Annotated in this window: 16 protein-coding genes and 3 pseudogenes; 4 read left to right on the forward strand and 15 right to left on the reverse strand. The window is 73.5% G+C overall.

All coding sequences use genetic code 11. The features are described 5' to 3' along the window. Positions 1-15: 15 nt before the first annotated feature. From Prubr_RS02725 to Prubr_RS02750, 6 genes and pseudogenes are all read right to left on the reverse strand, one after another. On the reverse strand, positions 16-1,359 hold the full coding sequence (locus Prubr_RS02725; RefSeq protein ID WP_212821298.1) for a glycoside hydrolase family 18 protein: 1,344 nt from the start codon (positions 1,357-1,359) through the stop codon (positions 16-18). A 285-nt stretch (positions 1,360-1,644) separates the two neighbouring features. Then, a complete protein-coding gene (locus Prubr_RS02730; RefSeq protein WP_246568243.1) occupies positions 1,645-2,919 on the reverse strand; it encodes a bifunctional RNase H/acid phosphatase in 1,275 nt (424 codons plus the stop codon). Next, positions 2,916-3,656 carry a zinc ribbon domain-containing protein gene (locus Prubr_RS02735; RefSeq protein ID WP_212821302.1) on the reverse strand — a complete coding sequence of 247 codons (741 nt, stop codon included), beginning with the start codon at positions 3,654-3,656 and terminating at the stop codon, positions 2,916-2,918. Before Prubr_RS02735 ends, Prubr_RS02730 begins: the two co-directional genes overlap by 4 nt. Next, positions 3,649-4,537 (reverse strand): annotated as a pseudogene (locus tag Prubr_RS02740) (Nif3-like dinuclear metal center hexameric protein); the annotation flags it as partial. The gene Prubr_RS02735 and the pseudogene Prubr_RS02740, both read right to left, overlap by 8 nt. 125 nt (positions 4,538-4,662) lie before the next feature. Then, a pseudogene (locus tag Prubr_RS02745) lies at positions 4,663-5,252 on the reverse strand (flavoprotein). Beyond that, a pseudogene (locus tag Prubr_RS02750) lies at positions 5,245-6,470 on the reverse strand (helix-turn-helix domain-containing protein). The pseudogenes Prubr_RS02745 and Prubr_RS02750 overlap by 8 nt, the downstream one beginning before the upstream one ends. Before the next feature lie 296 nt (positions 6,471-6,766). Between Prubr_RS02750 and Prubr_RS02755 the strand changes: the two are divergent. Further along, positions 6,767-7,432 carry a bifunctional DNA primase/polymerase gene (locus tag Prubr_RS02755; protein ID WP_212821310.1) on the forward strand — a complete coding sequence of 222 codons (666 nt, stop codon included), beginning with the start codon at positions 6,767-6,769 and terminating at the stop codon, positions 7,430-7,432. Between the two features lie 94 nt (positions 7,433-7,526). On the opposite strand, the gene Prubr_RS02760 is transcribed toward Prubr_RS02755, so the two are convergent. From Prubr_RS02760 to Prubr_RS02780, 5 genes are all read right to left on the reverse strand, one after another. Beyond that, positions 7,527-8,351: an FAD:protein FMN transferase gene (locus Prubr_RS02760; protein WP_212827379.1), complete on the reverse strand. Its 825-nt coding sequence runs from the start codon at positions 8,349-8,351 to the stop codon at positions 7,527-7,529. Positions 8,352-8,424: 73 nt separating this feature from the next. Next, positions 8,425-9,033, reverse strand: coding sequence for an FMN-binding protein (locus tag Prubr_RS02765; protein WP_212821318.1), 609 nt, complete (start codon positions 9,031-9,033; stop codon positions 8,425-8,427). A 9-nt stretch (positions 9,034-9,042) separates the two neighbouring features. After that, positions 9,043-10,524, reverse strand: a complete 1,482-nt coding sequence (locus Prubr_RS02770) for a ferredoxin reductase family protein (RefSeq protein WP_246568245.1) — start codon at positions 10,522-10,524, stop codon at positions 9,043-9,045. After that, positions 10,521-11,891: a DUF1501 domain-containing protein gene (locus Prubr_RS02775; protein WP_246568247.1), complete on the reverse strand. Its 1,371-nt coding sequence runs from the start codon at positions 11,889-11,891 to the stop codon at positions 10,521-10,523. Before Prubr_RS02775 ends, Prubr_RS02770 begins: the two co-directional genes overlap by 4 nt. Before the next feature lie 20 nt (positions 11,892-11,911). Then, positions 11,912-14,152 (reverse strand): DUF1800 domain-containing protein, encoded by a 2,241-nt coding sequence (locus Prubr_RS02780; RefSeq protein ID WP_212821322.1) that lies wholly within the window; start codon positions 14,150-14,152, stop codon positions 11,912-11,914. Between the two features lie 454 nt (positions 14,153-14,606). Between Prubr_RS02780 and Prubr_RS02785 the strand changes: the two genes are divergently transcribed. Next, positions 14,607-14,855, forward strand: coding sequence for a DUF3040 domain-containing protein (locus Prubr_RS02785; RefSeq protein WP_212821324.1), 249 nt, complete (start codon positions 14,607-14,609; stop codon positions 14,853-14,855). Between the two features lie 49 nt (positions 14,856-14,904). On the opposite strand, the gene Prubr_RS02790 is transcribed toward Prubr_RS02785, so the two are convergent. Both Prubr_RS02790 and Prubr_RS02795 read right to left on the reverse strand, forming a co-directional pair. Beyond that, the gene (locus tag Prubr_RS02790; protein WP_212821326.1) at positions 14,905-15,744 is read right to left on the reverse strand and encodes a DUF4190 domain-containing protein; all 840 of its coding nucleotides are present in this window, start codon (positions 15,742-15,744) and stop codon (positions 14,905-14,907) included. A 55-nt stretch (positions 15,745-15,799) separates the two neighbouring features. After that, complete coding sequence (locus tag Prubr_RS02795) at positions 15,800-17,317, reverse strand: MFS transporter (protein WP_212821328.1); 1,518 nt, start codon at positions 17,315-17,317, stop codon at positions 15,800-15,802. A gap of 152 nt (positions 17,318-17,469) precedes the next feature. Between Prubr_RS02795 and Prubr_RS02800 the strand changes: the two genes are divergently transcribed. Beyond that, a complete protein-coding gene (locus tag Prubr_RS02800; RefSeq protein WP_212821330.1) occupies positions 17,470-18,123 on the forward strand; it encodes a TetR/AcrR family transcriptional regulator in 654 nt (217 codons plus the stop codon). Between the two features lie 148 nt (positions 18,124-18,271). On the opposite strand, the gene Prubr_RS02805 is transcribed toward Prubr_RS02800, so the two are convergent. After that, positions 18,272-19,225: an SWIM zinc finger family protein gene (locus tag Prubr_RS02805; RefSeq protein WP_246568249.1), complete on the reverse strand. Its 954-nt coding sequence runs from the start codon at positions 19,223-19,225 to the stop codon at positions 18,272-18,274. Then, complete coding sequence (locus Prubr_RS02810) at positions 19,222-22,326, reverse strand: DEAD/DEAH box helicase (protein ID WP_212821334.1); 3,105 nt, start codon at positions 22,324-22,326, stop codon at positions 19,222-19,224. Before Prubr_RS02810 ends, Prubr_RS02805 begins: the two co-directional genes overlap by 4 nt. Positions 22,327-22,473: 147 nt before the next feature. On the opposite strand from Prubr_RS02810, the gene Prubr_RS02815 reads away from it, so the two are divergent. Further along, positions 22,474-23,205, forward strand: a complete 732-nt coding sequence (locus Prubr_RS02815; RefSeq protein ID WP_212821336.1) for a DUF7873 family protein — start codon at positions 22,474-22,476, stop codon at positions 23,203-23,205. Positions 23,206-23,837 lie beyond the last annotated feature (632 nt).

The following is a 23,837-nucleotide window of genomic DNA, read 5'->3' on the forward strand; positions in this document are numbered from 1 at the left end:
CCCGGGGCAGACCAGTTACGGGGTCCAGAGGCCCAGGTGGATGGTGCGGGTGAGGGTGGCGTTCTCGTCGTCGCCGTCCAGCGACCACATCATCGCGCCGCCGAGGCCCTTGGTCCGGATGTAGAGGGCCTTCTGGAGCACCACGGCCGGGTCGTCGTACGTCCAGAAGGTGGTGCCGTCGAAGAGCCAGGCGTGGCCGGCCCGCAGGTCGCGGTGCACCCGGTAGCCGTTCTTGCCGACCAGGTTCTTCAGCAGCTTGTAGTCCTCGTAGCCGGCCTCGTACGTCGCCGGCGCCGGGCCGGTCGAGTTGCCGAACAGGCCGGTGCGGCTGCCGGTGATCCCGGTCCAGCCCCGCCCGTAGTACGGGATCCCGAGGACCAGCTTGTCGCGTGGCGCGCCACGGGAGGTCCAGGCGTCGATGGTGCGGTCGACGGAGTACGCCGGCTCGGTGGCGCCGGCCGGCACCCGCAGCGCCGACTGGTGGTTGGCGACCGATTCCCAGCTGCCGTGGAAGTCGTAGCCCTGCACGGTGACGAAGTCGAAGCTCTTCAGCACCTTGCGGACCTCGAAGCCGGCGTCGATCGCGGTCGGGTTGGCCGGTACGAACGCGGTCAGCTCGTAGTGCTTGCGGTCGGTGCGGCCGACGGCGTCGAGCTGGCGACGGAACTCGGCGGCGAGTGCGGTGAAGTTCTGCTTGTCCTCGGGGCGGATGACGTTGCCGGGTTCGCCGGCCGAGCCGGGCCATTCCCAGTCGAGGTCGATGCCGTCGAAGAGGCCGGCCGCGGCGCCGGGCCCGCCGGCGCTGCCGTCGGGGTTGGGCAGGTTGCCCTTGATGTAGAGGTCGATGCAGGAGGCGACGAAGCGTTCCCGGGCCTCCTTGGTGACGGCCGCGTTGGAGAAGTACGTCGACCAGCTCCAGCCGCCGAGCGAGATCATCACCTTGAGGTCGGGGTGCAGGGTCTTGAGTTTCTGGAGCTGGCCGAAGTTGCCGTTGAGGGGTTCGCCCCACGTGTCGGCGACGCCGTCGACGCTTTCGTCGGCGGGCACCGGCCGCTGGTAGTCGGCCCAGGGGTCGCCCTCGCCGGGGCCGCCGTCGATGTAGCAGCGGCCGTCCTCGGAGACGTTGCCGAAGGCGTAGTTGACGTGGGTGAGGCGGGCGGCGGCACCGGAGTCGTGGAGCTTCTTGACGGTGAAGGCCCGGCCGTAGATGCCCCACTGGGTGAAGTAGCCGACCTTGTGGAAGCCGTCGCGGTCCCGGTTGCCCCCGAACGCGCTGGCGGCGTTGGCGGGGGCGACGGTGACCAGCACGGCGACGGTGGCGACGACGGCCGCGACGCGGCGGCCGAGATGTCTGCGCATTCGCACTCCCTGGCGGGTTGGAGCCGAAATTAGTTAGGAAACTTTGCTGATTGATGAAGGTATGCCGAACGGCGACCCGGGTCAATCCCCACCCGCTCCAGGGACCCCACGACACCGGACCGAAGCGCCGAGCGAGGGGAATCGCCGGTCGAGGGGAAACGCCGGTCGAGGGGAAACGCCGGTCGAGGGGAAACGTGGCGATCCATGCCTGATTCGCCCGCGACATCCCCTTGATCAACGACAAAGCCGCCCCCGGCGCGCGGCGTCGGGGGCGGCTTTCGGCTCTCAGCGCAGGTGGGCCGTGTCGTTGACGGTGCGTACGGAGACGTTGCCGTCCGGCCAGGTGTCCACTACGGACAGTCCGGCCGGGTCGAGGTGGAGCCGGTGCAGGAACGCGTCGCCGGCCGCGAGCGCGTCACGCAGCAGGATCTTCACCGGCGAGACGTGCGAGACCACCACCACGGTCCCACCCGGGTACGTCGACAGCAGGCCCGCCACGACCCGGCGGACCCGCTTGGTGACCGCCGCGAACGACTCGCCACCGGGCGGCGCCACCGCCACCGACGCCAGCCACCGGTCGAGTTCGGCCGGCCAGCGCTCGCGTACCTCGGCGAAGGTGCGTCCCTCCCAGGCACCGAAGTCGACCTCGATCAGGTCCGGCTCGACGACCACCGGCGGGCCGCCGAGCGTCGCGGCGACCGCTTCGGCGGTGGCCGTACAGCGGGACAGCGGTGAGGTGACCACGGCGGTGACCGGCGTGTCGCCGACGAGTCGCGCGATCCGGTCGGCGGCGGCGGCCACCTGGGCCCGGCCACGTTCGGACAGCGGCACGTCGCCGCGTCCGGAGTAGCGCCGCTGGGCGGTGAAGTCGGTCTCGCCGTGCCGGAGCAGCACCAGCCGGGTCGCCGTCGATGCCGGCCGGGGTTCCCACGTCGGCCGGGCCGCGCCGCCCTTCGCCGCCGCCCGCGCGGCGACCTCCCGGGCCTGGGCCCGGGCCGCCGAGTCGGGTCCGGCGACCTGGCGGGCCTCCTCGTCCAGCCCGCCGGCGGCCGCACCGGGGACCGGTGCGGCCGCCCGCGCGGGTCCGACCGCGCCGGGTTCGGCGGCGGTGACGACGGCCCCGGCCGGCCCGCGGGCCGGTTTGCCGGCGGCGCGGTCCATCGCCGCGTTGGCCAGCCCGTCGGCGTGCTTGTTGCGCTCGCGCGGGATCCAGCCGAAGGTGACCGAGTCGAAGCGGCGGACCAGGGTCGCGGCCTGCGCGGCGAGCGGCCGCAGGCCCGGGTTCTTGATCTGCCACCGGCCGGACATCTGCTCGACCACCAGCTTGGAGTCCATCCGTACGTCGACCGCACTGGCGCCGACCTCGGCGGCGGCCTCCAGGCCGGCGAGCAGGCCTCGGTATTCCGCGACGTTGTTGGTCGCCACGCCGATCGCCTCGGCCCGTTCGGCGAGTACCTCGCCGGTGCCGGCGTCGCGGACGACCGCGCCGAAGCCGGCCGGGCCGGGGTTGCCGCGCGCCCCGCCGTCGGCCTCGACGACGACCTTCGGACCGCCGGTCACAGACCGGATTCCGCGGTACGGACCATGATGCGCCGGCATTCCTCGCAGCGCACCACGTCGTCGGCGGGGGCGGCCTTGATCCGGGCCCGGTCGGCGCCGTACAGCTCCAGCCGGCAGCCGCCGCACCGGCCGTGGGTGACCAGCGCGGCGCCGAGGCCGCCCGACGACTCGCGGATCTTGTCGTAGAGGGTGACCAGGTCGGCGGGCAGGTCGGCGGCGAGCGGCTGGCGGGAGGTGGTCTTGAAGTCCTCCTCCTTGGCGATGTCGGCCAGCGCCTGGTCGCGCGTCACCTCGGTCGCCGCCCGCTTGTCCCGGGTCTGCGCGAGCCGGCTCTCGACCTCGTCGACGGCGGCCTGGGCGGTCTCCCGCTGTTCCATCAGCTCCAGTTCGGCGTCCTCGAGTTCGGTCTGCCGCCGGTTGAGCGAGTTCAGCTCGTGCTGGAGGGCCTCGAGTTCGCGGGCCGGGCCGCGGCCGGCCGTCAGCCGGTCCTGGTCCTTGTCCTTGCGGACCCGGACCTGTTCGATGTCGCGTTCCAGCCGGGCGATGTCGCGGTCGAGGTCGTCGACGGTGACCTGGGCGCGGACCCGCTCGTCCTCCAGCGCCGACAGCTCCCGGGCCAGCTCGTCGAGCGCGGCGTGCTCGGGCAGGGTGCGCCGCTTGTGGGCGAGCTGGGCGAGGGTGGTGTCGATCGCCTGGAGGTCGAGCAGGCGACGCTGGGCTTGCGGGTCGGCCTTCACGGAACGGGCTCCTTAGGGGTGGGTACGGAGGTGGCGTGCAGCGTCCACGGGTCGGTGTCCACATCGGACACGGTGACCGGTAGGCCGAGGTCGGCCCGCAGGTGGTCGGCGACGTCGTCCAGCCAGGGTCGCTCGGTCGCCCAGTGCGCGGCGTCGAGCAGGGCCGGGCCGCCCTCGGCCAGGTGCTCGCTGGCCGGGTGGTGACGCAGGTCGGCGGTCAGGTAGGCGTCGACGCCGGCGGCGACGGCGGCGCCGAGGTAGGAGTCGCCGGCCCCGCCGCAGACCGCCACCGTCTCGATCCGGCGGTCCGGGGGGCCGCCGGCGCGTACGCCCCAGGCCGTGGCCGGCAGGGCGGCGGCGGCCAGCGCGGTCAGCTCGGCGAGCGTCATCGGCCGGGGCAGCCGGCCGATCCGGCCGGCCCCGCGCCCGCCGCCGGCGGCCGGGCCGTCCGGGGCCGCCGGACGCAGCGGGCGCAGGTCGGTCAGGCCGAGCCGGGCGGCCAACGCGTCGGACACGCCGGGACTCGCCACGTCGGCGTTGGTGTGCGCCACGTAGAGGGCGATGTCGTGCTTGATCAGCCGGTGGACGGTGTGGCCCTTGTAGGTCGTGACGGCGACCGAGGACACCCCGCGCAGCAGGAGCGGATGGTGGGCCAGGATCAGGTCGGCGCCGACCGCGATCGCCTCGTCGACCGTCTCCGGCACGCAGTCGACGACACAGAGCACCCGCCGTACCGGGGCCTGCGGATCGCCGACGACCAGCCCCACCCGGTCCCACTGCTCGGCCCAGACCGGCGGGTAGCGGCGTTCGAGTGCCGCGACGACGTCACCGACGGTGTGCGGGCGGTCGGCCGCCCCGTCCGGAGCGCCGTCGACCGGCACCGGCCGCGATCCAGTTGTACTCACGGCGGCCCAGCTTACCGGCTACGACCCGGCTCGGAGCCCGCGTCGGCCGCGCCCGGCCGCCCCGCTGCCGGCCACGTCGTCGGGGCCGGGCCGGGCGACCGTCAGGGGCGGTGGCCGTCGACGCTCACGGCGGCCTCCAGCGCGCCGATGCCGAGCTGCCACGGGAAACTGTCGAGGGTCTTCTCCCCCGTACCCGGCGCGTGCAGCGGCATCACCTCGTCGCCGAAGAGGACGGTCACCCCCAGCCCCGCAACCGGGTCAGGTTGTCGCGGAACACCGGGTGCGCCGCCATCGCGGAGTTCGTGTACGGCATCACGACGATCGGCAGCCCTCGTCCCTGCCCCTCGACCAGCAGACCGAGGGCGAGGGTGTCGGCGATCCCGGCGGCCCACTTGTTGACCGTGTTCACCGTCGCCGGCGCGACGATGATGGCGTCGGGCGGCGGCAGCACGTCGGGGTCGCCGGGGTTCTTGTAGTTGGTGCGCACCGGATGGGTGGTCTGTGCGGCCAGGGCCGGTACGTCCACGAACTTGCGGCCGTCGGGGGTGGTGACGACGCACACGTTCCACCCCCGGTCCTGGGCAAGGGCCACCAGTCGCCCCACGTTGCGGGCGAGCGGCGAGCCACAGGCGATGATGTACAGCACCCGCGCCGTGTACCCCCTCACGCGGTCGGTCCCCGCGTCATACACCGACCCCCATGTGCTCCGCCAACTCTGCCACCGGCGCCGGCGGCGCACCACGCGTTCGGCGTAGTACGTCGGCCATGACCTCGTGCGCGATCGGCCGGCACCGGATCTCGGACGGGGCCAGGCGGTCGCCCTCGAGGAGCATCTCGCTGGCTTTCTCCACGTCACCGATCTGGCTGTAGCCGCGGGCGATGTCGAGGTAGTGGTGGGCACGGCGCTCGGGCAGCAGTGCGTTGAAGCCCTCTCCGATGCTCTCATGGGTCTCGACCGCGTGGCGCCCCTCGCCGAGTTCGACGGCGGCGGCGGCCCGGTGCAGCCGTACGTTCGTCGGGCCGAAACTGGTCCAGTAGAAGTTCCGGTCCTCGCCCACGACGTCGGCGGCCTCGCCGGCACTGTGCAGCAGGTCGCGTACGGTCGCGTTGTCGCCGATCCGGGCGGCGGCCATCGCGCCCTGGAGCAGCAGCATCCCGTACACCGACAGCCGTTCGGGGTGGCCGTCCCGGCGCCGCCGGGGGCGAGCCGGTTGGCGACGTTGACGTTGACCTCCAGCGCCGGCCGCGCCCGGCCCAGGGCGAGCAGGGCGTTGCCGACCCGGTAGGTGGCGACACCGGCCAGCAGCGGGTCGCCGGCCCGCTGCGCCACCGCGATGGCCCGGTCACCGGCGAGCCAGGACAGTTCGTGCTCGCCGACCTTGCGCAGCGCCGACGACGCGATCTGGTAGACCTGGCCGAGCAGGTGGGCGGCGCCCCGGCCCTCGGGACCGCCGCTGTAGGCGCTGTCCGCGCACTGCGCGTCGCGGACCAGCTTCGGCAGCGCACGGGCCAGTACGCCGTACTTGGCGTGCTGGTAGGTCAGCCAGGCGTGGCTGACCGCCTTGCGCAGTTCCCCCAGCGGCGGCGGCTGGCGCGGGGCGTCGAAGAAGGCGCTGATGGAGTCGTACCGCTCCAGGGCGGCCCGGATCTGGTCGACCTCGACCTGGTCGATGCAGTTGACGCTGTCCGGCCGCCGTTCCGGCTCCTTGCCGACCAGCAGCTGGACGTCGACCTGGAGGACGTCGGCGATCTCGTAGACGACCGAGAACTTGTCGAGCCGGCGGACCCCCCGCTCGACCTTGTCCACCCAGCTCTTCGACTTGTCGAGCCGGTCGGCGAAGACCTGCTGCGACATCTTCCGGCGGGACCGCCAGTATGCGACGCGGCGCCCGATGGGCAGTTCGTCCACGTCCGTTCCTCCCCCTCGCTTCGGCGGCGTTTCCGGGCCGCGAGCTTCAGAGTCCCCCCGACGGGACTGCGTCGGGCGCAGTGGTGCCCTGTTCCCCCGGTCAGGGCGCGGCGGCGCCGGTGACACCCCGCAAGTGCTGGTCGCACAGCTGGTACGTCACATTGCTGACCGATGCTCGTAGTTTTCGATGCAAGTTGCAAACGGCTCTTCGAGTACGCAACGACGGCGTGTCGTGTTTAGTGACGATGCCGCGCGCCTGATATGACGCCCGACTGCCCACGTGGGGGTTCCCTGACATGCGGTGGACACTGCGACCATTCACGAGCTTCGAGCGGCTGCGCCTGCGGCGCGCCGCGGGCCGGTTCGCCGGGCACGGCTGGCCGGTGACCCCGGGCGCCTATCTCGCCGGCCGCCGGTTCGCCTGCGACCGGGCCGGCTGCCCGACGACGGGCTGCCATCCGGCCGACGAACACTGGGAGCGGACCGCCAGCGCCGACCCGGCCCGGATCCGCCGGTGGTGGCGCCGCCGGCCGCACGCCGTGCTGCTGGCCACCGGGCACACCTTCGACGCCCTGGAGGTGTCCGCTTTCCTCGGCCTGCGGGTGCTCGGGGCGACCCGCCTGCACGCCGGGCTCGGCTCCACCCCGCCGCGGGTCCGCGGTCCGGTCGCCGTGACGCCGACGGCACGCTGGATGTTCCTGGTACGCCCCGGCGACCCGCTGCGCCCCGAACTGGAGGAGCGCCTCGACGTGGTCCGGCACGGGCCGGGGTCGTGGGTGCCCGCACCGCCGACCCGGCTGCCCGAGGGGCCGGTGCGCTGGATGGTGGCCCCGCACGAGTGCCGGTGGCGGCTGCCCGACTCGTACGCCGTACAGGCGATGCTGGTCGACGCGCTCGGTGCCCGGCGGCCGGCGACCCGGGCGCTGCCCCGGCGACCGTCCACACTGCACCACGCCGCCTGAACGCCGGGCCACACGCCACCGCCCCGTCGCCCGCCCCGTCCGGGACGGGAGTGACGGGGAGAGCGTGGGCACGGGTGGGGGCGGACATGTCAGGTCACAACCTAGTGCGATAAAGATCATCGGTCGATCCCCTGAACGGCGTATCCGCACCATCCGGGCCTTCCCGGGCCGGGTCGGCGCCGGCTCCGCCCGCCCCGTCGACGACGACCGGCAGGCCGGCGGACCGCAGGCAGGTCGCGTCGTCGGCGACCACCGCGCACTCGTGGCCGGCCCGCCCGGCCAGCCAGTCCGCGCCCGCCCGGCCCATCGCCACCGCCGCCGTGGCGTAGGCGTCGGCGACCCCGAGGTCCCGGCCGACCACGGTGACCGAGCGCAGCCCACGGGCGGCCCGGCCGGTGCGCGGGTCGACGACGTGGTGGCCGCGCTCGTACACCCCGGACGTGGCCACCGCGAGATCGGTGCCGGCCAGCACCCAGGCCACCTTCGTGGCGTGCCACGGGTGCCGTACGCCGATCCGCCACGGTCGCCCGGACGAGGCGTGGCCGCGGACCCGTACGTCACCGCCGGCGTTCAGGCAGTGGTTGGCCGCGCCGGCGGCGAGCAGCCGGTCCGAGGCGACCTGCACCGCCCAGCCCTTGACGTAGCCGGACGGGTCGAGCCGACCGGTGGCGTACGCGTCGAAGTAGCCGTCGGTCTCGCCCCACAGCTCGGCGCAGCGCCCCAGTACGGCCCGCAGGTCGTCCGACGCGTCCGCCGTCGACAGTGCGCCCCGGTCGAGGCGGCACACCTCGCTGTCGTCGAGGTAGGTGCTGAACCGGGCGTCGACCAGGCGCAGCCAGGCGAACACCCCGTCGGCCAGATCGTCCAGGGTGGATGACGCCAGCGGGTCGGCGAGGTCGAGGCTGACCGCCGTACCCATGACCTGCTCGACCCGGCGCAGGCCGGGCCGCAGCCGCCGGCCCGGGTCGGTCCCGCCCGCCCGGCCGGCCACGTCAGCCACGCTCCCCCCGGGCGGCCGCGTCGAGCGCGCCCTGCAACGACTCCCGGTAGCTCTGGCTGGTGTAGGTGGCGCCGGAAACGGTGTCCAGGTCGGCACCCTGCTCGCGCAGCGCCTCGGCCTTCAGCAGCGGTTCGGCGCGGGCGCTGAGCTGGCTGGAGCGCGACGAGCTCTCCGGCATCTCCAGCGTCCGGATCTCGGTGATCCGGTCGCCGGAGATGGTGATCTGCACCTGGACCGCGCCGTAGTCGTTGGACGCGACCGGTCCGGTCACCCGGTACGGCCCGGTCGCCGGTGGCGGGGCCGCCGTCGTACGGGTCGGCGCGGGCGCCGCACCGGTCCGGGTCGGCCCGGGGGCGGGCGCGGACCGGGACGGCCGGGCCGACGGGGCGGCGTTTTCCGACGGGGACGCGGACGGAGTCTCCGGCGCCGGGTCGGTCGGCCCGGCGGACGGCGACGGGGGCATGCCGGACGGCGGTTCGGCGGTCGGCCCGGCCAGCACCGGCGACGGGGCGGCGGGACCCGAGGCGGCGGCGCCCTTGACCACCACGAGCAGGGTGGTGCCGGCGGCCAGGCCGGCGAGGCCGAGAACGGTGCGGCGCATCGGATCTCCCTAGAACTCGAACGCGGCCAGGTGGATCCGCCGGCGCGGCACGCCCGCCCTGCGCAGTGCCCGTACCGTCGACTCGACCAGTCCGGGCGGGCCGCACAGGTAGACGTCGCGGCGGGCCACGTCGGGAACCAGGTGCCGCAGCCCGGCGGCGCTGAGCACCTGCCGGGGCCCGGGATCGTCGCGGGAGCCGATGACGTACCAGATGTCGGTGGCCCGGGCCCGCGCCAGCCAGTCCAGTTCGCCCTGCAGGAGCACGTCGGCGGGCGTACGGGCCCGGTAGATCAGCGCCGCACCGGGCGGCAGTTCCTCCAGCAGGGCCCGAATCGGACCGATGCCACTGCCGCCGGCGATGAGCAGGGCGTTGTCGCGGGTGCGGTGGGCGGCGGTGAAGGTGCCGGCCGGGCCGTCGGCCCAGACCCGGGTACCCGGTTCCAGGTCGCGCAGGTCGGCGGTGTGCCGGCCGACGACCCGGACGGTGATCCGCAGCCAGCGGCCGTTGCGGGCGGCCGAGACCGAGAACGGATGGGCCTGCCACCAGCAGCCGCGGGCCAGGAACCGCCAGCGGAAGAACTGGCCGCCGAGCGCCTCCAGCTGGTCGAGCCGCCGGCCGGTCAGATAGACCGAGACGGTGTCCGGGCTCTCGGCGACCACGTCGGCGACCCGCAGCCGGTGCCGGAAGTTGAACACCAGCGGCTCGACGACCCGGCCCCACAGCAGGGCGACGAGCACCGCCGCGTACATGGCGATCCAGAGGGTGCGGACCGGGCCGGGCCGGAAGAGCTGCTGGCCGTGCGCGAACTGGTGCCCGAAGCCGAGCAGCAGCACGGCGTAGCCCGACAGGTGCACGACGTGCCACAGCTCGTACGGCAGGGCCCGGCGGACCGCCCGGATGCCGGTGAGGCCGAGCAGGGCCATCACCCCGGCGGCCGCGAACGCGGCGACCATGTGCGGGTAGTCGGTGAGCAGCAGGCGCACCTCGCCCGGCACCGAGATCCGGTCCAGCCGGGCGTAGCCGAGAACGATCAGGGTCATGTGCGCGAGTACGGCGACCACCAGGACGGCACCGGTGTCGCGGTGCCAGCGGGTCAGGTGCTCGGCGCCGACCCAGCGTTCCAGCGGGCGCAGTCGGCTCATCAGCAGGATCTGCGCCAGCAGTACGTAGCCGGCGAAGAGGCCGGTGATCCGCCCGGCGGCGGTCAGCATCTCGCCGGCGCTGTCGAGCGACCCGGCCGGGGTGTCCAGCCACCACGGCACGACGCTGCCCAGCAGCCCGCCCCAGAGCAGCAACAGGACGCCGCGCCGGCCGGCCGCGCCGCGCCGCGGCGGCACCGTGGCCGGTACGACGGGCGGCGGCGAGGCCGCCGGCCGGTCGCCGGTCCGGGACGGGGTTCCGGTACGGCGACCGGCCGGCGAGACGGGGTGGACCGCCGCGGCACCCCCACGGCGGTCCGGTCGACGGTCCCCCGGCTGTTCGGTGGTCACGCGAACAGCTTCACCGGCGTGTACTTCTGCCGGGGGAAGATCTTCTCCACCTCGGCGTCGGTGAGGCCGAAGCGGCCCTGCGCGACCGACCCGTACACGTGGAACATGTTGTTGAACTCCGGCACGTCGCCGCTGTCGAGCTTGTCCAGCCCCTGCCAGTCGCCGAGCAGTGAGCCGGCCAGCTTCTTGCCGGACAGCACGGTGACCACGCCGCCGTGGCCGTGGTCGGTGCCGCTGCCGTTCTGGGCGACCCGGCGGCCGAACTCGCTGGAGACCATGACGGTGACGTCGGCGGCCCTGTCCCCGAGGTCGTCGAAGAACGCGGCCAGCGCCGACGCCAGCTCGCCGAGCCGGCGGTGCAGGTAGCCGCCGTCGCGGCTGCCCTGGTTCTCGTGGGTGTCGTAGCCACCCATGCCGATCGTGGCGACCCGGACGTTGGCGCCGCCCTTGATCAGGTGGGCGAGCTGGCGGAACGCGTTGCCGACGCCCTCGTACTTCACGCCCTCGGCCGGTTCGTAGCCCTGCGCGGCGAGCTTCTGCGCGGTGGCGAGCGCGGCGAGGCCGGACTGCACCGACTCCTCGACCGGGTGGTTGATGCCGGTGAACAGGCCCCTGATCGCCGCGGCGGTGGCGTCGCGGTACCGGCCGTCACCGTTGAGGTTCAGCGATCCGACGCTGTTCAGCGAGATCGCGCCGTTGGTGCCGACCAGCGACCGGGGCAGGGTGCTGCCGATGCCGACGCTGCGGAAGGCGGTGCCGGGGCCGAGTGCGTCGACGAGGCTGTCGAGGAAGCCGCGGCCGGCGGTCTCGTTGGGCAGCCCACCGAGGTTGCAGGCGTCGGCGGCCTGGAAGTGGCTGCGGGACAGCCGGGGGTCGGACACCGCCGGCACGAAGCCGAGCTGGCCGGCCTTCAGGTGCTTCTCCAGCGGCTTGAAGGCGCTGGTCAGCTTGAAGTTGCGGTCCAGCGCGATCGAGTCGTTGTCGGGCAGGACCAGGTCGGGGCGTACCCGGGCGAGCAGGTCGTCCTCGTCCGCCGGGGCGATCAGGCTGAGCCCGTCGAGGCCGCCGTAGAGGAAGACGTGCACCAGCGTGCCCCCCGGCGTCGCCGCGAACGACGCCCGCGCCGACACGAACTGGGTGGTGGCCAGTGCCGTCACCGTGGCGGCGGCGCCGGCGACGAACGTACGCCGGGTCACCCCGCGTCCGTCCTGCTGGGCCTCCTCCTCGTTGTTCAGCGTCCGGAAGCGGTCGTGTTCGGCGGCGTTCTCGGCCGCGACGGCGGCGGCCTCGGCGCGCAGCAGCGCGTCGGCCCGGGTCGGGCCGAGCCGGTGCAGGTCCGGGCAGGTCGGGTGCAGCGAAAATCGCACAGTCTTCTCCATCGGGTGCCTCACCGGAGGTGGTGCATGGGGGAAGCGAGGATCGCCCGCGCGACGGGGACGATGGCGCCGTCGAACGTCGCGTCGACCTTCGTACCGGCCTGGACCCCGGCGATCTCGAGAATGATCTTCTTCTGGTCGTCGGTCAGCTTCTGGAACACCAGCCGCTGCGCCAGCGCGTCGAGATAGGCGCCCGCCGTGGCCGGCGGGGCCGGCACCAGCTCCTCGGGCCGGCGGTAGGTGAACATCTTCCGGTTGCCGGTGAGGATGTTGCCGGCCTCGTTCCAGCCGTTGACCATCGTGCCGGCCGAGGTCCACGCGACGTAGACGTCCGGATAGCCGTTGGGGGTGGGCTGGCCGGCCGGGAACTGGCCGAGTTCCTCCAGCTTGCCCTTGATCTGCCGAAGCCCCTCGGCGAACGCCGTCCGGTTGGCGTTGGAGTGCTGGTAGCCGGCCGGGGTCTCGGGCGACACCCCGAGCACCCGGTACGTCGCCACCAGGTACTCCATCGGCCGGCGCACCTTCTGGCCGACCGAGGCCCAGAACTCCGAGGCGCTGAAGAGGCTCATCAGCACCGGCTTGATCGCGCCCTTGCTCGTCGTGTACGCCTTGGCCAGCCGGTCGACCAGCGACTTCGGCGGGGTGTCGGAGACGAAGCGGGTGGCCAGGTTCGTGGCGACGTACCGGGCCGTCGACTCGTGCAGGGCCAGGTAGCGGAAGTAGGCGTCGGCCGCCGCCTCGCCGCCCTCGGCGCTGTTGTTGGCGTGCTGGAAGCCCATGATCCGTACTTCGCCGACGTAGTGCCGCTCCGGCCGGTAGACGTACTGGTCCTCGCGGACACCCCGGCCGGTCTGCAGCAGCGCCGCCTGCCGTACGTCGGCCTCGGTGTAACCGCCGTCGACCCCGACCGAGTAGAGCTCGAGGTTCTCCCGGGCCAGGTTCTCGTTGACCTTGTCCTTGCTGGACTGGGCCTGGTTGAGGTACGTCAGCAGCGCCGGGTGCCGGTTGGCGGCGACCAGCATGTCGGCGTAGTTGCCGAGCGCGTGCTTGCGGATCACCTCGGTCTCGAACGAGGCCCGCTGCATCCGTGAGCCCTCGAAGTACGCCGCCACGTGCAGGAAGTCGGTCCAGAAGTCGACCATCACCTCGAAGAGCTGACGGTCCGACCAGATCTGCCGGGCGATGGTCGCCCAGACCGTCTCGTCGTCGGCGTGCACGCCGTTGGCGTCGAGCGCCTCGCGCTGCTCGCGCAACTGCGGGATCGACATCTTCAGCGTTCTCAGCTCGGCGAGCCGCAGCTCCGCCGGCGTCGGTGCGATCTTGTCCGGGTCGAGCTGGTCGCGCAGCCAGGCGTCGATGCCCAGCTTCTCGATGTCGGCCATCACCTTCGGCGTCGCGCCGAAGGTGGCCCGCTGCGCGAGGTGCCGGACCGGGTCCTTGGCCAGGACCGTCTTGACGGTCACCTTCGTCTCCGCGGCCGCCGACGCCGGTCCGGAGTGGCTCTTGCCGGTCACCGGCGAGTTCTTCTTCAGGACCTCGCCGGCCCGCGAGCCCATGTAGCTCTCGTTCTGCTCGGTGTAGGTACGCACCGTGCTCGGCTGCTGCCCGCTGGGCCGGGCGGCGCTGCCGTCGGTGACCGCGGGTGCGGTGGCGTCCCCGCCGCCGGTTCCCAGCAGTGCGTCGATCAGCCCGGCGCCCTGCGGCGACAGCGCGAGCGCCGTGCCACCGGCGACGACGGCGGCCGTACCGGTCAGCGCGATCAGCGCCCGGCGCCGGCCGGTCCGGCGCCGGTCATCGTCCTCGTCGTCGTCGAGGTCGGGCAGTACGTCCGTGGCCGGCCGTCCGGGTTGGACGTCCGCGCCACCCTGCGGGCCGACCCAGCGCGGACCCCGGCGGTTGTCACCGGACGGGTCGGGGTGGCCGTCGGCGGCGTAGCCACCGGTCGGGTACCTGTCGGTGACGTACCCGTCGTCGGGATACCTGCCGGCCGGGTGCCCGGCGGTCGGGCGCGGGTCCGGCCACTGCCCGCCGGCCCGGTGACCGCCGGTCGCGTGACCGTCGCCGGCGCGGTGGCCGCCGTACGGGTCCGCACCGTGCCGCCCGCCCGCGTGCCGGTCGTATCCGTCGGAGAACGGCGTCCGCGTCGGCGGGGCGTAGGGGGGCTCGCCGTGGGAGTGGGCGCCGGATCGCGGGCGCTCGGCCCGCCGACCGTCGTCACGCGCCCGGTGTGGTGGCACATTCTGGTCAGGCATGTACCGTTCCGTCTTCTCATGCTGGCGCCGGCACGACCGCCGCGGTGACGGGCGGGTGCGGTCGGCGTCCGCTCCGGGGGTTTCCGATGCTCAAGGGGATGTGTCGGGCCCAGGGGGGTGGGTCGCCTGCGCTCGGTTGCACGGGACGGTAGCCAGCGGCCGGACCCGCATCAAGGTCAGCTGATCGGCCCGGACCGGGCACTTAAGACAGCGTTCAGGCGGGTACGGACGCGCCGGTTGGCCGATTCTCCGACCGGATGACCGTGAGCAGCGCCGATGTCCGGATGCGCGCCGCATGGCCCGGATCGCCGGATCGGGCGGCGGTCCGGGCGGCACAGCCAAACTTAAGGAAGCGCTAAGCGGGAGTCGAAGAAGCAGGAGGAGAAGCAGTTAGGTACCCGCCGAACGGGTATCCCGGCAGCGGCCCGTTGACGTGAGGGAAAGGCCAGTACCCATGCTCAGCAGAGAGGACCAGCGCCGGTTCGAACAGATCACCCGCCGGCTGCGCAGCACCGACCCGGAGTTCGTGGCCCGAGTCGGCGACCGGGCGTCGACCCGCCGACGGCGACTGGTCACCGCGGTCGTGGTGGCGCTGTGGGCCGCCGTACCACCGCTCGTCGTCGTGGGCGGCTGGCTGGCCGCCACGATCTGCGCCGTGCTGCTCGCCGTGGCCGGCACGCTGACGTTCTGGCTGCGCCGCTGAGTCGCGGCGCAGCCGGTCGACCGGGCCGCCGCGGCGGCCGGCGTCCGCGTCAGTCGCGGATGGACCCGGTACGCGGCTCCTCGTGGTACGCGACGCAGATGATCCACCGATCGCCGTCGCGCCATGTCTCGGCGGTCGGAAAGTAGATCATGTACTCCTCGTCCAGGTCTGCCGACGGGGCATAGCTCGGCAACCGCTGGTCGCACCCGGTGGTGGCGTACCGCCAGACCGCGTCCTCGCCCGGGTAGTCGGCCCCGGACATGTCGAACACCGCGAAGACCTCACCCTGGTGCGGTTCGGTGCACTTGGTCGGCGGCCATTCGAGCCCGACGCTCTCGTCGACCGTCTCGATGCAGTGGCCCGGCACCCAGCCCGACGAATAGAACGGTTGCGCCGGCTCATCCTGCGCCGGTGGGTCACCGACACGGACGAGGGCGCCGACCACCCCGGCGACGACCAGGGACAGGCTCGCGGCCCCACTGATCGCGATCCCGGCGATCGCCAGCCCCTTACCGCGCTGGCCGCGCCGGCGGATCTGCACCAGGGCGATGATGCCGGTGACGATGCTGACCGGGAGAAGGGTCACCAGCGCCAACACGAGCGAGGCGATGGCAAGCCCGTTGACCGGAGGCCGTGGCCGCGGCACGCCCGACGGCTCGTAGCCCCCCGGGCCGGCCGGTGCCGGATAGGGCGCCCCGGGATAGACGGGGCTGGCCGGCGCCGGGTAGGACGCCCCCGGGTACACCGGATGGGGCGGCGCCGGCGGAGCCGGCCATCCGCCGGTGGTCACCGGTTGCGGCGACGCGTGGTACGGGTCGAACGGCCCGGCGGCGGGGGTGTTGCCGGGCTCGGCCACCGGGCCGGCCGGTGGGGGCGGGGGTTGGGTCACGCCGGGAACCTAGCAGCGGTCACCGACACCGGGCCTCACCTTTCCGGCCGTCCACCTACCGCCGAAGCGGCCGGCCCCGGCGGAGCAGAATCGGCGCGACCATGGCGAGCAGCGCGAGGATGGCCGCGCCGGTCAGGGCCGCGGCACCGAGCCCGTCGACGAACGCCTGCCGGGCCAGGGCCAACAGCGGTTCGGCCACACCGGACGGGAGCCGGTCGGCGACCTCGACGGCCGTGCCGAGGTTGGCGGCCACGGCGTCGGCGGCCCCGGCCGGCACGTCGGCCGGCAGGCTGTCCATGATGGACGAACGATAGACGGCGGCGCCGATCGACCCGAGGACCGCGATGCCGGTGGCGGCACCGAGTTCGTTGGCGGTCTCGGACAGCGCGGACGCCGACCCGGACCGCTCGGGGTCGACGGCGGCGACCACGACGTCGGTGGCAAGCGTCATGAGCGGGCTGATGCCCGCCCCGACCAGCACCGACCCGACGATCATCCGGAGCAGTCCGTCGTGGACCGGCGTACCGCCGACCACCAGCATCCCGATCGCGGCCAGACCGGCACCGGCGCCGAAGACCGCGGCCGGCCCGAGCCGCGCCGCGACCAGCGGGGCGGTGGCGGCCGTGACGGCGACGACGGCCAGCACCGGCAGCAGCCAGAGCGCCGCGACCAGGGGCGACCGGCCGAGCACGAGCTGGAGGTACTGGCTGTTGTAGAGCATCAGCCCGACGAGCGAGAACATCGCCAGCGCCCCGGCGACGACGGCGCCGGTGAAGCGCCGGTTGGCGAAGAGCCGTACCTCGACCAGGGGCGTACGCAGCCGGCGCTGCCGGACGGCGAAGGCCGTCGCGGCGGCGGCACCGGCGGCGGCCGCGACGGCCACCGGCACGGTCACGGCGCGTTCCTCGGCGGCGGTCTTGACCGCCCAGACCAGCGGCAGGATGGCGGCGAAGGACAGCGCGACGGACCCGAGGTCGAGCCGCTCCGGTTGGGCGTGCCGGTATTCGGGCAGCAGCGACCGGGCCACCACGAGCAGCAGCACGACGACCGGGACGTTGATCAGGAACACCGATCCCCAGGCGAACGATTCGAGCAGGACGCCGCCGACGACCGGCCCGAGGGCGGAGCCGCCGGCGAAGCAGGCGGTCCAGAGGCCGATCGCCCGGGTCCGCTCGGCGGGATCGTCGAACATGTTCCTGATCAGCGACAGCGTCGACGGCATCAGGGTCGCCCCACCGACGCCCATCAGCGCCCGCGCGGCGATCAGCGCCGGTGGCGTCGGGGCGTACGCGGCGAGCAGCGACGCCACCCCGAAGACCACGGCCCCGGCCAGGAGCAGCCGGCGGCGGCCGATCCGGTCGCCGAGGTTGCCCATCAGGATCAGCAGACCGGCGAGCAGGAAGCCGTACGCGTCGAGGATCCACAGCAGTTCGCTGGCGCTCGGTGCCAGATCGGCGGCGATCGCCGGGGTGGCCAGATAGAGGATCGAGATGTCCATCGAGGTCAGCAGAACCGGCAGGAGCAGCACGGTCAGCGCCAGCCACCGGCGGGCCGGCTTCGCTGGGGATTTCATGGCTTCCTCCAGACTTGGCTGCGTACGGCGTACGCACGCTTATGCGTACACCGTACGCAGCCGATAGGATGGGGCGCAACGGCGGGGGCGGGACGACCGGAACGAGCGTTTCGGTGAGCAGAGGGCGCTTTCGGTAGGCAGAGGGTGGTTCGGTGGGTGACGGGCGGGCGCTGAGCCGGGAACGGATCGTCGCCGCGGCGATCGAACTCGCCGACCGTGACGGGCTCGACGCGGTCTCCATGCGCAGGGTCGCCGAGCATCTCGGCTCCGGCACCATGTCGCTCTACCGGCACGTGCCCAACAAGGACGCGCTGGTCGTGGCGATGGTCGACGCCGTCACCGGCCGCTACGCCTATCCCGACGCCGACGGCCTCGACTGGCGGGAGCGGATGCGCCTGCTCGCCCGGCACGACTGGGAGATGTACCTCGCCCACCCCTGGGTGCTGGTCGCCTTCTCCACGGTGGCTCCCCCGTTCGGTCCGGAGTCGCTCAGGGCCATGGAGTGGGCGTTGACCGCCCTCGAACCGCTCGACCTGCCGCCCGAGCAGGCCGGGCAGGCGATCATGACGATCAACAACTACCTGCAGGGCAGCGCCCGCGTCGCCGTCACCGCGCAAGCCGGCGCCGCCGCCGACGGCCCGGGCGCGATGTGGCAGACCCGACTGGGGGGCGAGCGGTTGGACGCCTACCCCCGGCTGCGGCGGCTCGTCGACTCCCGCTTCCCGCCACGCGGGCAGACCTGGTTCGAGTCCGGCCTCGACCTGATCCTCGACGGCATCGCGACGCACGGCGGGCGGACCGCCTGACCCCGACCGGTGCCCGCCCACCGGAAGCACCGGTGGGCGGGCACCGTCCAACGTACGGGTCCCCGGCGGCGACCAGGCCGCGTCGAAGCAGGTGACGGTGGCGGCCGACCGGACGACCGAGGTGAGCCTGACCCTGGGCTAGGACCGCCTACGGCCCCGGCGGCAGGACGTCGTCGGCCTCGGGCCCGGCGGAACCGAAGCGCTCGTACGCCGGTCGCAGGCGTTCCACCAGGCCCGGGCCGCCGATCGACGGTGCCGGTGGTCCCAGTTGGCGCAGCAACAGATCCGGTACGGCCGGCAGCGTCGCCGGCCGGGCCGGCAGCGGCACCGGAGCCTGCCAGAAGCCGTCCAGCGCCGCGTCGACCGGCGGGTCGGGGATGTCGGCCAGCACCGCCGCGGCGCCGGCGGCCGGACCGGCACCACCGGCACGTGCTCCGGCCGACGTCCCACCGGACGTCCCGGCGGGCAGGAGTGCCTGCTGCCCGGCAGCCTCCGCGCCGGGGCCGGCCGGGTCGCCGCGCCGGGTCCGCAGGTGGGCCAGCAGTTCGTCGCGGCCCCGGCCCCGCCAGTGCAGGATCTGGAACGGGTCGGCGTCGAACGCCTCGGCGAGCAGATAGAACGCCGCGGCCAGATGCTTGCAGGGCACCGCGAAGTCGGGGCAGTTGCAGCGCAGGTCGAGTTCGCCGACCGAGGCCGGGAAGAGCGGGGCGCCGGCGGCGGCGAAGACCTCCTCCAACTCCGGCGGCAGGTCACCGGCGAGCAGCCGGGCGCTGAAGAACGCCTGCCCGGCCAGGGTCGCCGCCAGCCGGTCCCAGACCTCGTCGGGAAACGGCCGCAGCCCGATCGACACCCGGTACGGCGTCGGGCGGGAGCCCTGCACGGTGGCGTCGACCGAGCCGGGGGTCACGTCGAGGCTGACCACCTGCCCCTTGCGGGCGTACGACCGGCCCCGGGTGAGCCGGGTGCCGAGCGCGAACGACTCCAGCACGGCGAGGAACCGGCGGGCCCACCACGACTCGCCGATGGCGCCCCGCGTGCTGCGCGCCCTCAGCCCACCCTCGACGGGGCGCGGCGGGCGGTAGTCGGCGAAGCTGTCGCTCACTCGACCACCGCGCCCGCGTCGAGGGTGAACAGTGCCCGCAGATCCGCTGTGGACAGTTCGGTGACCCACTGCTCGCCGGTGCCGACGATCTTCGCGGCCAGACCCCGCTTGTCGCCGATCATCGCCGCGATCTTCTCCTCCACCGTGCCGGCGCAGACGAACTTGCGTACCTGCACCGACCGGCGCTGGCCGATCCGGAACGCCCGGTCGGTGGCCTGGTCCTCGACGGCCGGGTTCCACCACCGGTCGACGTGTACGACGTGGTTGGCGGCGGTCAGCGTCAGGCCGGTACCGCCGGCCTTGAGCGACAGCACGAACAGCGCCGGCCCGCCGGGGCGCTGGAACCGGGCCACCATCGCGTCGCGCTCGGCCTTGGCCACGCCGCCGTGCAGGAAGAGCACCTCCCGACCGGTACGCGCCGACAGGTGCGCCCGCAGCATCGCGCCGAACTCGGCGTACTGGGTGAACAGCAGGGCCTTCTCCCCCGCCGCCGCGACCTCGTCGAGGATCTCCTCCAGCCGGGCCAGCTTGCCGGAGCGGGCCGGCAGCGCCGAGCCGTCGCGCAGCAGCAGCGCCGGGTGGTTGCAGACCTGCTTGAGCCGGGTCATGGTGGCCAGCACCAGCCCGCGCCGCTCGATGCCCTCGCTCCGCTCGATCCGGGCCAGCATGTCGTCGACGATCGCCTGGTAGAGCGACGCCTGTTCGCCGGTGAGGTTGCACAGCACGTCCATCTCCAGCTTCTCCGGCAGGTCGGTGATGATCGACCGGTCGGTCTTGAGCCGGCGCAGCACGAACGGGCCGGTGATCCGGCGCAGTCGCTGCGCGGCCGGCTCGTCGCCGTGCCGCTCGATCGGCACCGCATAGCGCCGCCGGAACGTCGCCGCCGGCCCGAGCAGCCCCGGATTCGCGAACTCCATGATCGACCACAGGTCGGCGAGCCGGTTCTCGACCGGCGTACCGGTGATCGCGATCCGGTGCCGGGCCGGCAGCGAGCGGACCGCGGCGGCCTGCCGGGTCGCCGCGTTCTTGATCGCCTGGGCCTCGTCGACGACGAGCCGGTGCCAGCCCGTCTCGGCCAGTGCGGCGGCGTCGCGGGCCGCCACCGAATACGTGGTGACGACCAGGTTCGCGGTGGCCACCGCCGCGGCGAACTCCGGCCCGCGTGCCCGGGCGGCGCCGTGGTGCACGTGCACCCGCAGGTCGGGGGCGAACTTCGCGGCCTCCCGCTCCCAGTTGCCGACCAGCGACATCGGGCACACCAGCAGTGTCGGCCCGGCGTCCGGGCCGTCGCCGGCCAGCAGGGCGAGCAGCTGCACGGTCTTGCCCAGCCCCATGTCGTCGGCGAGGATCCCGCCGAGCCCGAGCGACTGCAGGAACGCGAGCCAGGCCAACCCCCGCTTCTGGTACGGCCGCAGCGTCCCCCGGAAGGTCGGCGGCTCGTCGACCGGGGCCAGGTGCCGTTCGGCCCGTCCGGCGAGCAGGTCGCCGAGCGGCCCGTCGGCGCTCACCCCCAGCACCGGCAACGACTCCGGCTCGTCATCCTGTGTGGACAGTCCGAGCTGGAGCAGGTCGGCGACGGTCATCTCGCCACCGCCACGCAGCAGCTTCAGGCCGGCGGCCAGCCGCTTGGCGTCCAGTTCGACCCACTGGCCGCGCAGGCGTACCAGCGGGGTCTTCAGCCGGGCCAGTTCGCGCAGTTCGGCGGCGGACAGCGGCTCGTCGCCGAGGGACAGCTCCCACTGGTAGTCCACGATGGACTCCAGTCCGACGGCGCTGGCGGTGGCCACGGTGCCCGGCGCCGTCCGGCTCCTGGCCTGCAGCCTGGCCCCGAGCCGGGCAGCGGGTCTGCGCCACCACGACGGCAGCAGCACCCCGAACCCGGCGGCGTGCAGCACCGGGGCACCGTCACGCAGGAACCGGTGCGCACCCTCGACGTCGAGCGGCAGGGCGTCCGGCCGGGCCGTACGCAGCGCGGCGTCGAGATGCGGCCACAGCCGGCTGGCCCGGCCCAGCTCGGCGAGCAGCGTCTCCTGCGGCGAGTCGAGGTCGCGGGCCAGCGCGGGCAACCTGTCCGGTGCCGCCCAGACCTGCTCGGCGTCGACGACCAGGCTCGGTTCGTCGGCGGCCTGCAGTGCGAACTCGACCCGCCAGCCGGTGGCCGGACCGCCGTCCGGCGCCTGATCGGGGGCTCCGGGGAGCCACGGCGCGTCGTCCTCGACGGGGGGCTCGACCAGCCGGAAGCAGGCACGGACCGGGCTGCCGGCGGCGTCGCGCTGCCAACTCGCCAGCTCGGCGGCCAACTGCTCGCGGGCGGCCGCCCCGGCCGGGAAGGTCCGCTGCCGCCCGGTGAGCGCACCGAGCCAGGACCGGGTCGCGGCGACCGCCCCGCTCGCCCGCCGCCCGCCGGTCACCAGGGACACCCCGTCGAGCGCCGTACGGGCGGCGGCGTCGGTGAGCGTGTCGAGGGCGTCGGCGACGAGTCGGGGCGTACCCGGGACCGGGCCGGCGGTGGCGGCGCCACCCGGCCCCGGCGCGGGCGGATCCGCGACCGCCGCGCGGACCGCCGGCGGCAGGGCCATGGCCAGCGCCCGCGCCCACGCGGCGTCGGCACCGGTCAGCAGCGGGCGCCACACCGCCCGGTCGCCGTCGACGCCGGGCAGGAGCCGGCCGCGGGCCACCAGGTCGACCGCGAAGTCGGCGAGCGTCGCCAGGTGCCGCAGCCCGGCCCCGACGACCTGGCCGGTGTGGTCGAGCCCGGGCAGCAGTTCGAGCGCGTGGTCGGCGTCGAACGACAGGATCGGTACCCGCCAGCCGGTGAGGGTGACCTGTCCCCGGGCCGGCCGATCGGCGTCGACCCGGACCAGTTCCGGTGAGTCGAGCGGGCGACCGCCACGGGTCGGCAGCATCAGCAGTGCCGTGTCGGTGGTCGCCTTGCCGGCGTCGAGCGCGTCGACCAGGGCCGCGTGGCCGGCCGCGAACGGGTGCGGCCGTTCCCGGGGCGGGCGCCCCGCCCGCCGCGGCGGCCGGTCCGGCAGCGTCGAGTCCTCACCCCACAACGCGAGCCGGCCGCCGGCCAGCCACAACCCGTGGACGACCAGCACCCGCGTTCCCCCTCCACGACGACCGGCCCCAGGATAGGCCGCTTCCGCGCCCGGATCCGGGCGGCTCGACGAACCACCGCCGCCGGAAAGGGATTCGCCGGACGTGCCGGCGGTTGCTACCGTCCCCGGTGCCAGATGGGAGAAGACGTGGCAAAGCTCAACCAGATCATCGCCGTGGAAAAGGGCGTCAAGAGCAAGTCGTTCGCCGAGCTCACCGAGGCCCACCAGGCGGTCCAGAAGCCGGCGCTGCTGTCCGGGCTGTCCCGCACCTACCAGCCGAAGGACGAGGAGGGTGAGCAGCTGCCACCGGAATCGACCCGGGTCCAGGTGCAGGCCGAGGAGGTCCTGCGGGGGATCGGGACGACGCTGACCCGGCTCTTCGACGTCACCGCCACCAAGGACTGGGCCAACCGCGTCGCGACGGCGAACGTGGTCGTCGACGGCCGGACGATCGTCGAGGACGCTCCCGTCACCTACCTGCTCTTCCTCGAGAAGCAGCTCACCGACCTGCACACCTTCGTCAAGAAGCTGCCGGTGCTCGACGCGGCCGAGTCGTGGACGCAGGACCAGTCGACCGACTCGTGGCGGACCGAACCGGTGCGGACCATCCGTACCAAGAAGGTGCCCCGCAACCACGTCAAGGCCGAGGCGACGGAGAAGCACCCGGCGCAGGTCGAGGTCTACTACGAGGACGTCGCGGTCGGCTACTGGACGACGGTCAAGTTCTCCGGCGCGCTGCCGGCCCGGCGGGTCAACGAACTCCTCGACCGGGTGACCAAACTCCAGAACGCGGTCAAGTTCGCCCGCGAGGAGGCCAACGGCACGGAGGTGACCGACCGGCGGGTCGGCGAGGCGGTGTTCGGCTACCTGTTCGGGTAGCCTCCATGGACTCCCCGTGGGAGCGCGGGGATGCGCGCGAGCGCAGAGGCTGAAACTGAAGTTGAAGCTGATCGAGGTGGTGACAGTGGGGGTTCGAGTCCCCCCTCCGGCACATCCGGCCGGAGTAGCCCAACTGGCAGAGGCAGCCCCTCTTGAAACTCAGACTATCGCTCCAGGATCAGCATTCGTCGCCGAACGTCAAATCAACCGGGTACGGACGATGACGCTGGATGCGGGTTCAACTCCCGCCCGCTGCTCCAAACGTGCGGCGGTAGTTTAATGGTAAAACCCGCGTTCTCATGAATGATCCGCACCCTTAAACGTGTTGACGTGAGCAATTGGGCGACAAACCGAGGGCCCGGGGATTGGACACATCCCCGGGCCTCACCATTTCCCTCCCGGTACGGCGCCATTCGCTCCGACCCCGGTCGTCGGCGACCGAAAGGCCGGACACGTCCGGGGGGCGGGAAGGCAACACCGCTGTCGTGGTCCACAGCGAGTTCGCTGTGGATACGCCGAATTCGCTGTGGCCGGCAACAGCAACCATCCCCCGTTGTCCACCGGCACCGGGCCTGCCGGACGCGGGTTTCGGCGACGGCCGCGTCCGGTGCCCGCCCGGGGCCGCGCAGGTC

This window comes from Polymorphospora rubra (assembly GCF_018324255.1).
GTDB classification, from domain to species: Bacteria; Actinomycetota; Actinomycetes; order Mycobacteriales; family Micromonosporaceae; genus Polymorphospora; species Polymorphospora rubra.

Excerpts from the sequence above, each read along its gene's own strand:
- Prubr_RS02780 (WP_212821322.1), bottom strand. The coding sequence starts at position 14,152 with ATGCCTGACCAGAATGTGCCACCACACCGGGCGCGTGACGACGGTCGG.
- Prubr_RS02765 (WP_212821318.1), bottom strand. The coding sequence starts at position 9,033 with ATGCGCCGCACCGTTCTCGGCCTCGCCGGCCTGGCCGCCGGCACCACC.
- Prubr_RS02795 (WP_212821328.1), bottom strand. The coding sequence starts at position 17,317 with ATGAAATCCCCAGCGAAGCCGGCCCGCCGGTGGCTGGCGCTGACCGTG.
- Prubr_RS02755 (WP_212821310.1), top strand. The coding sequence starts at position 6,767 with ATGCGGTGGACACTGCGACCATTCACGAGCTTCGAGCGGCTGCGCCTG.
- Prubr_RS02785 (WP_212821324.1), top strand. The coding sequence starts at position 14,607 with ATGCTCAGCAGAGAGGACCAGCGCCGGTTCGAACAGATCACCCGCCGG.
- Prubr_RS02725 (WP_212821298.1), bottom strand. The coding sequence starts at position 1,359 with ATGCGCAGACATCTCGGCCGCCGCGTCGCGGCCGTCGTCGCCACCGTC.
- Prubr_RS02760 (WP_212827379.1), bottom strand. The coding sequence starts at position 8,351 with ATGGGTACGGCGGTCAGCCTCGACCTCGCCGACCCGCTGGCGTCATCC.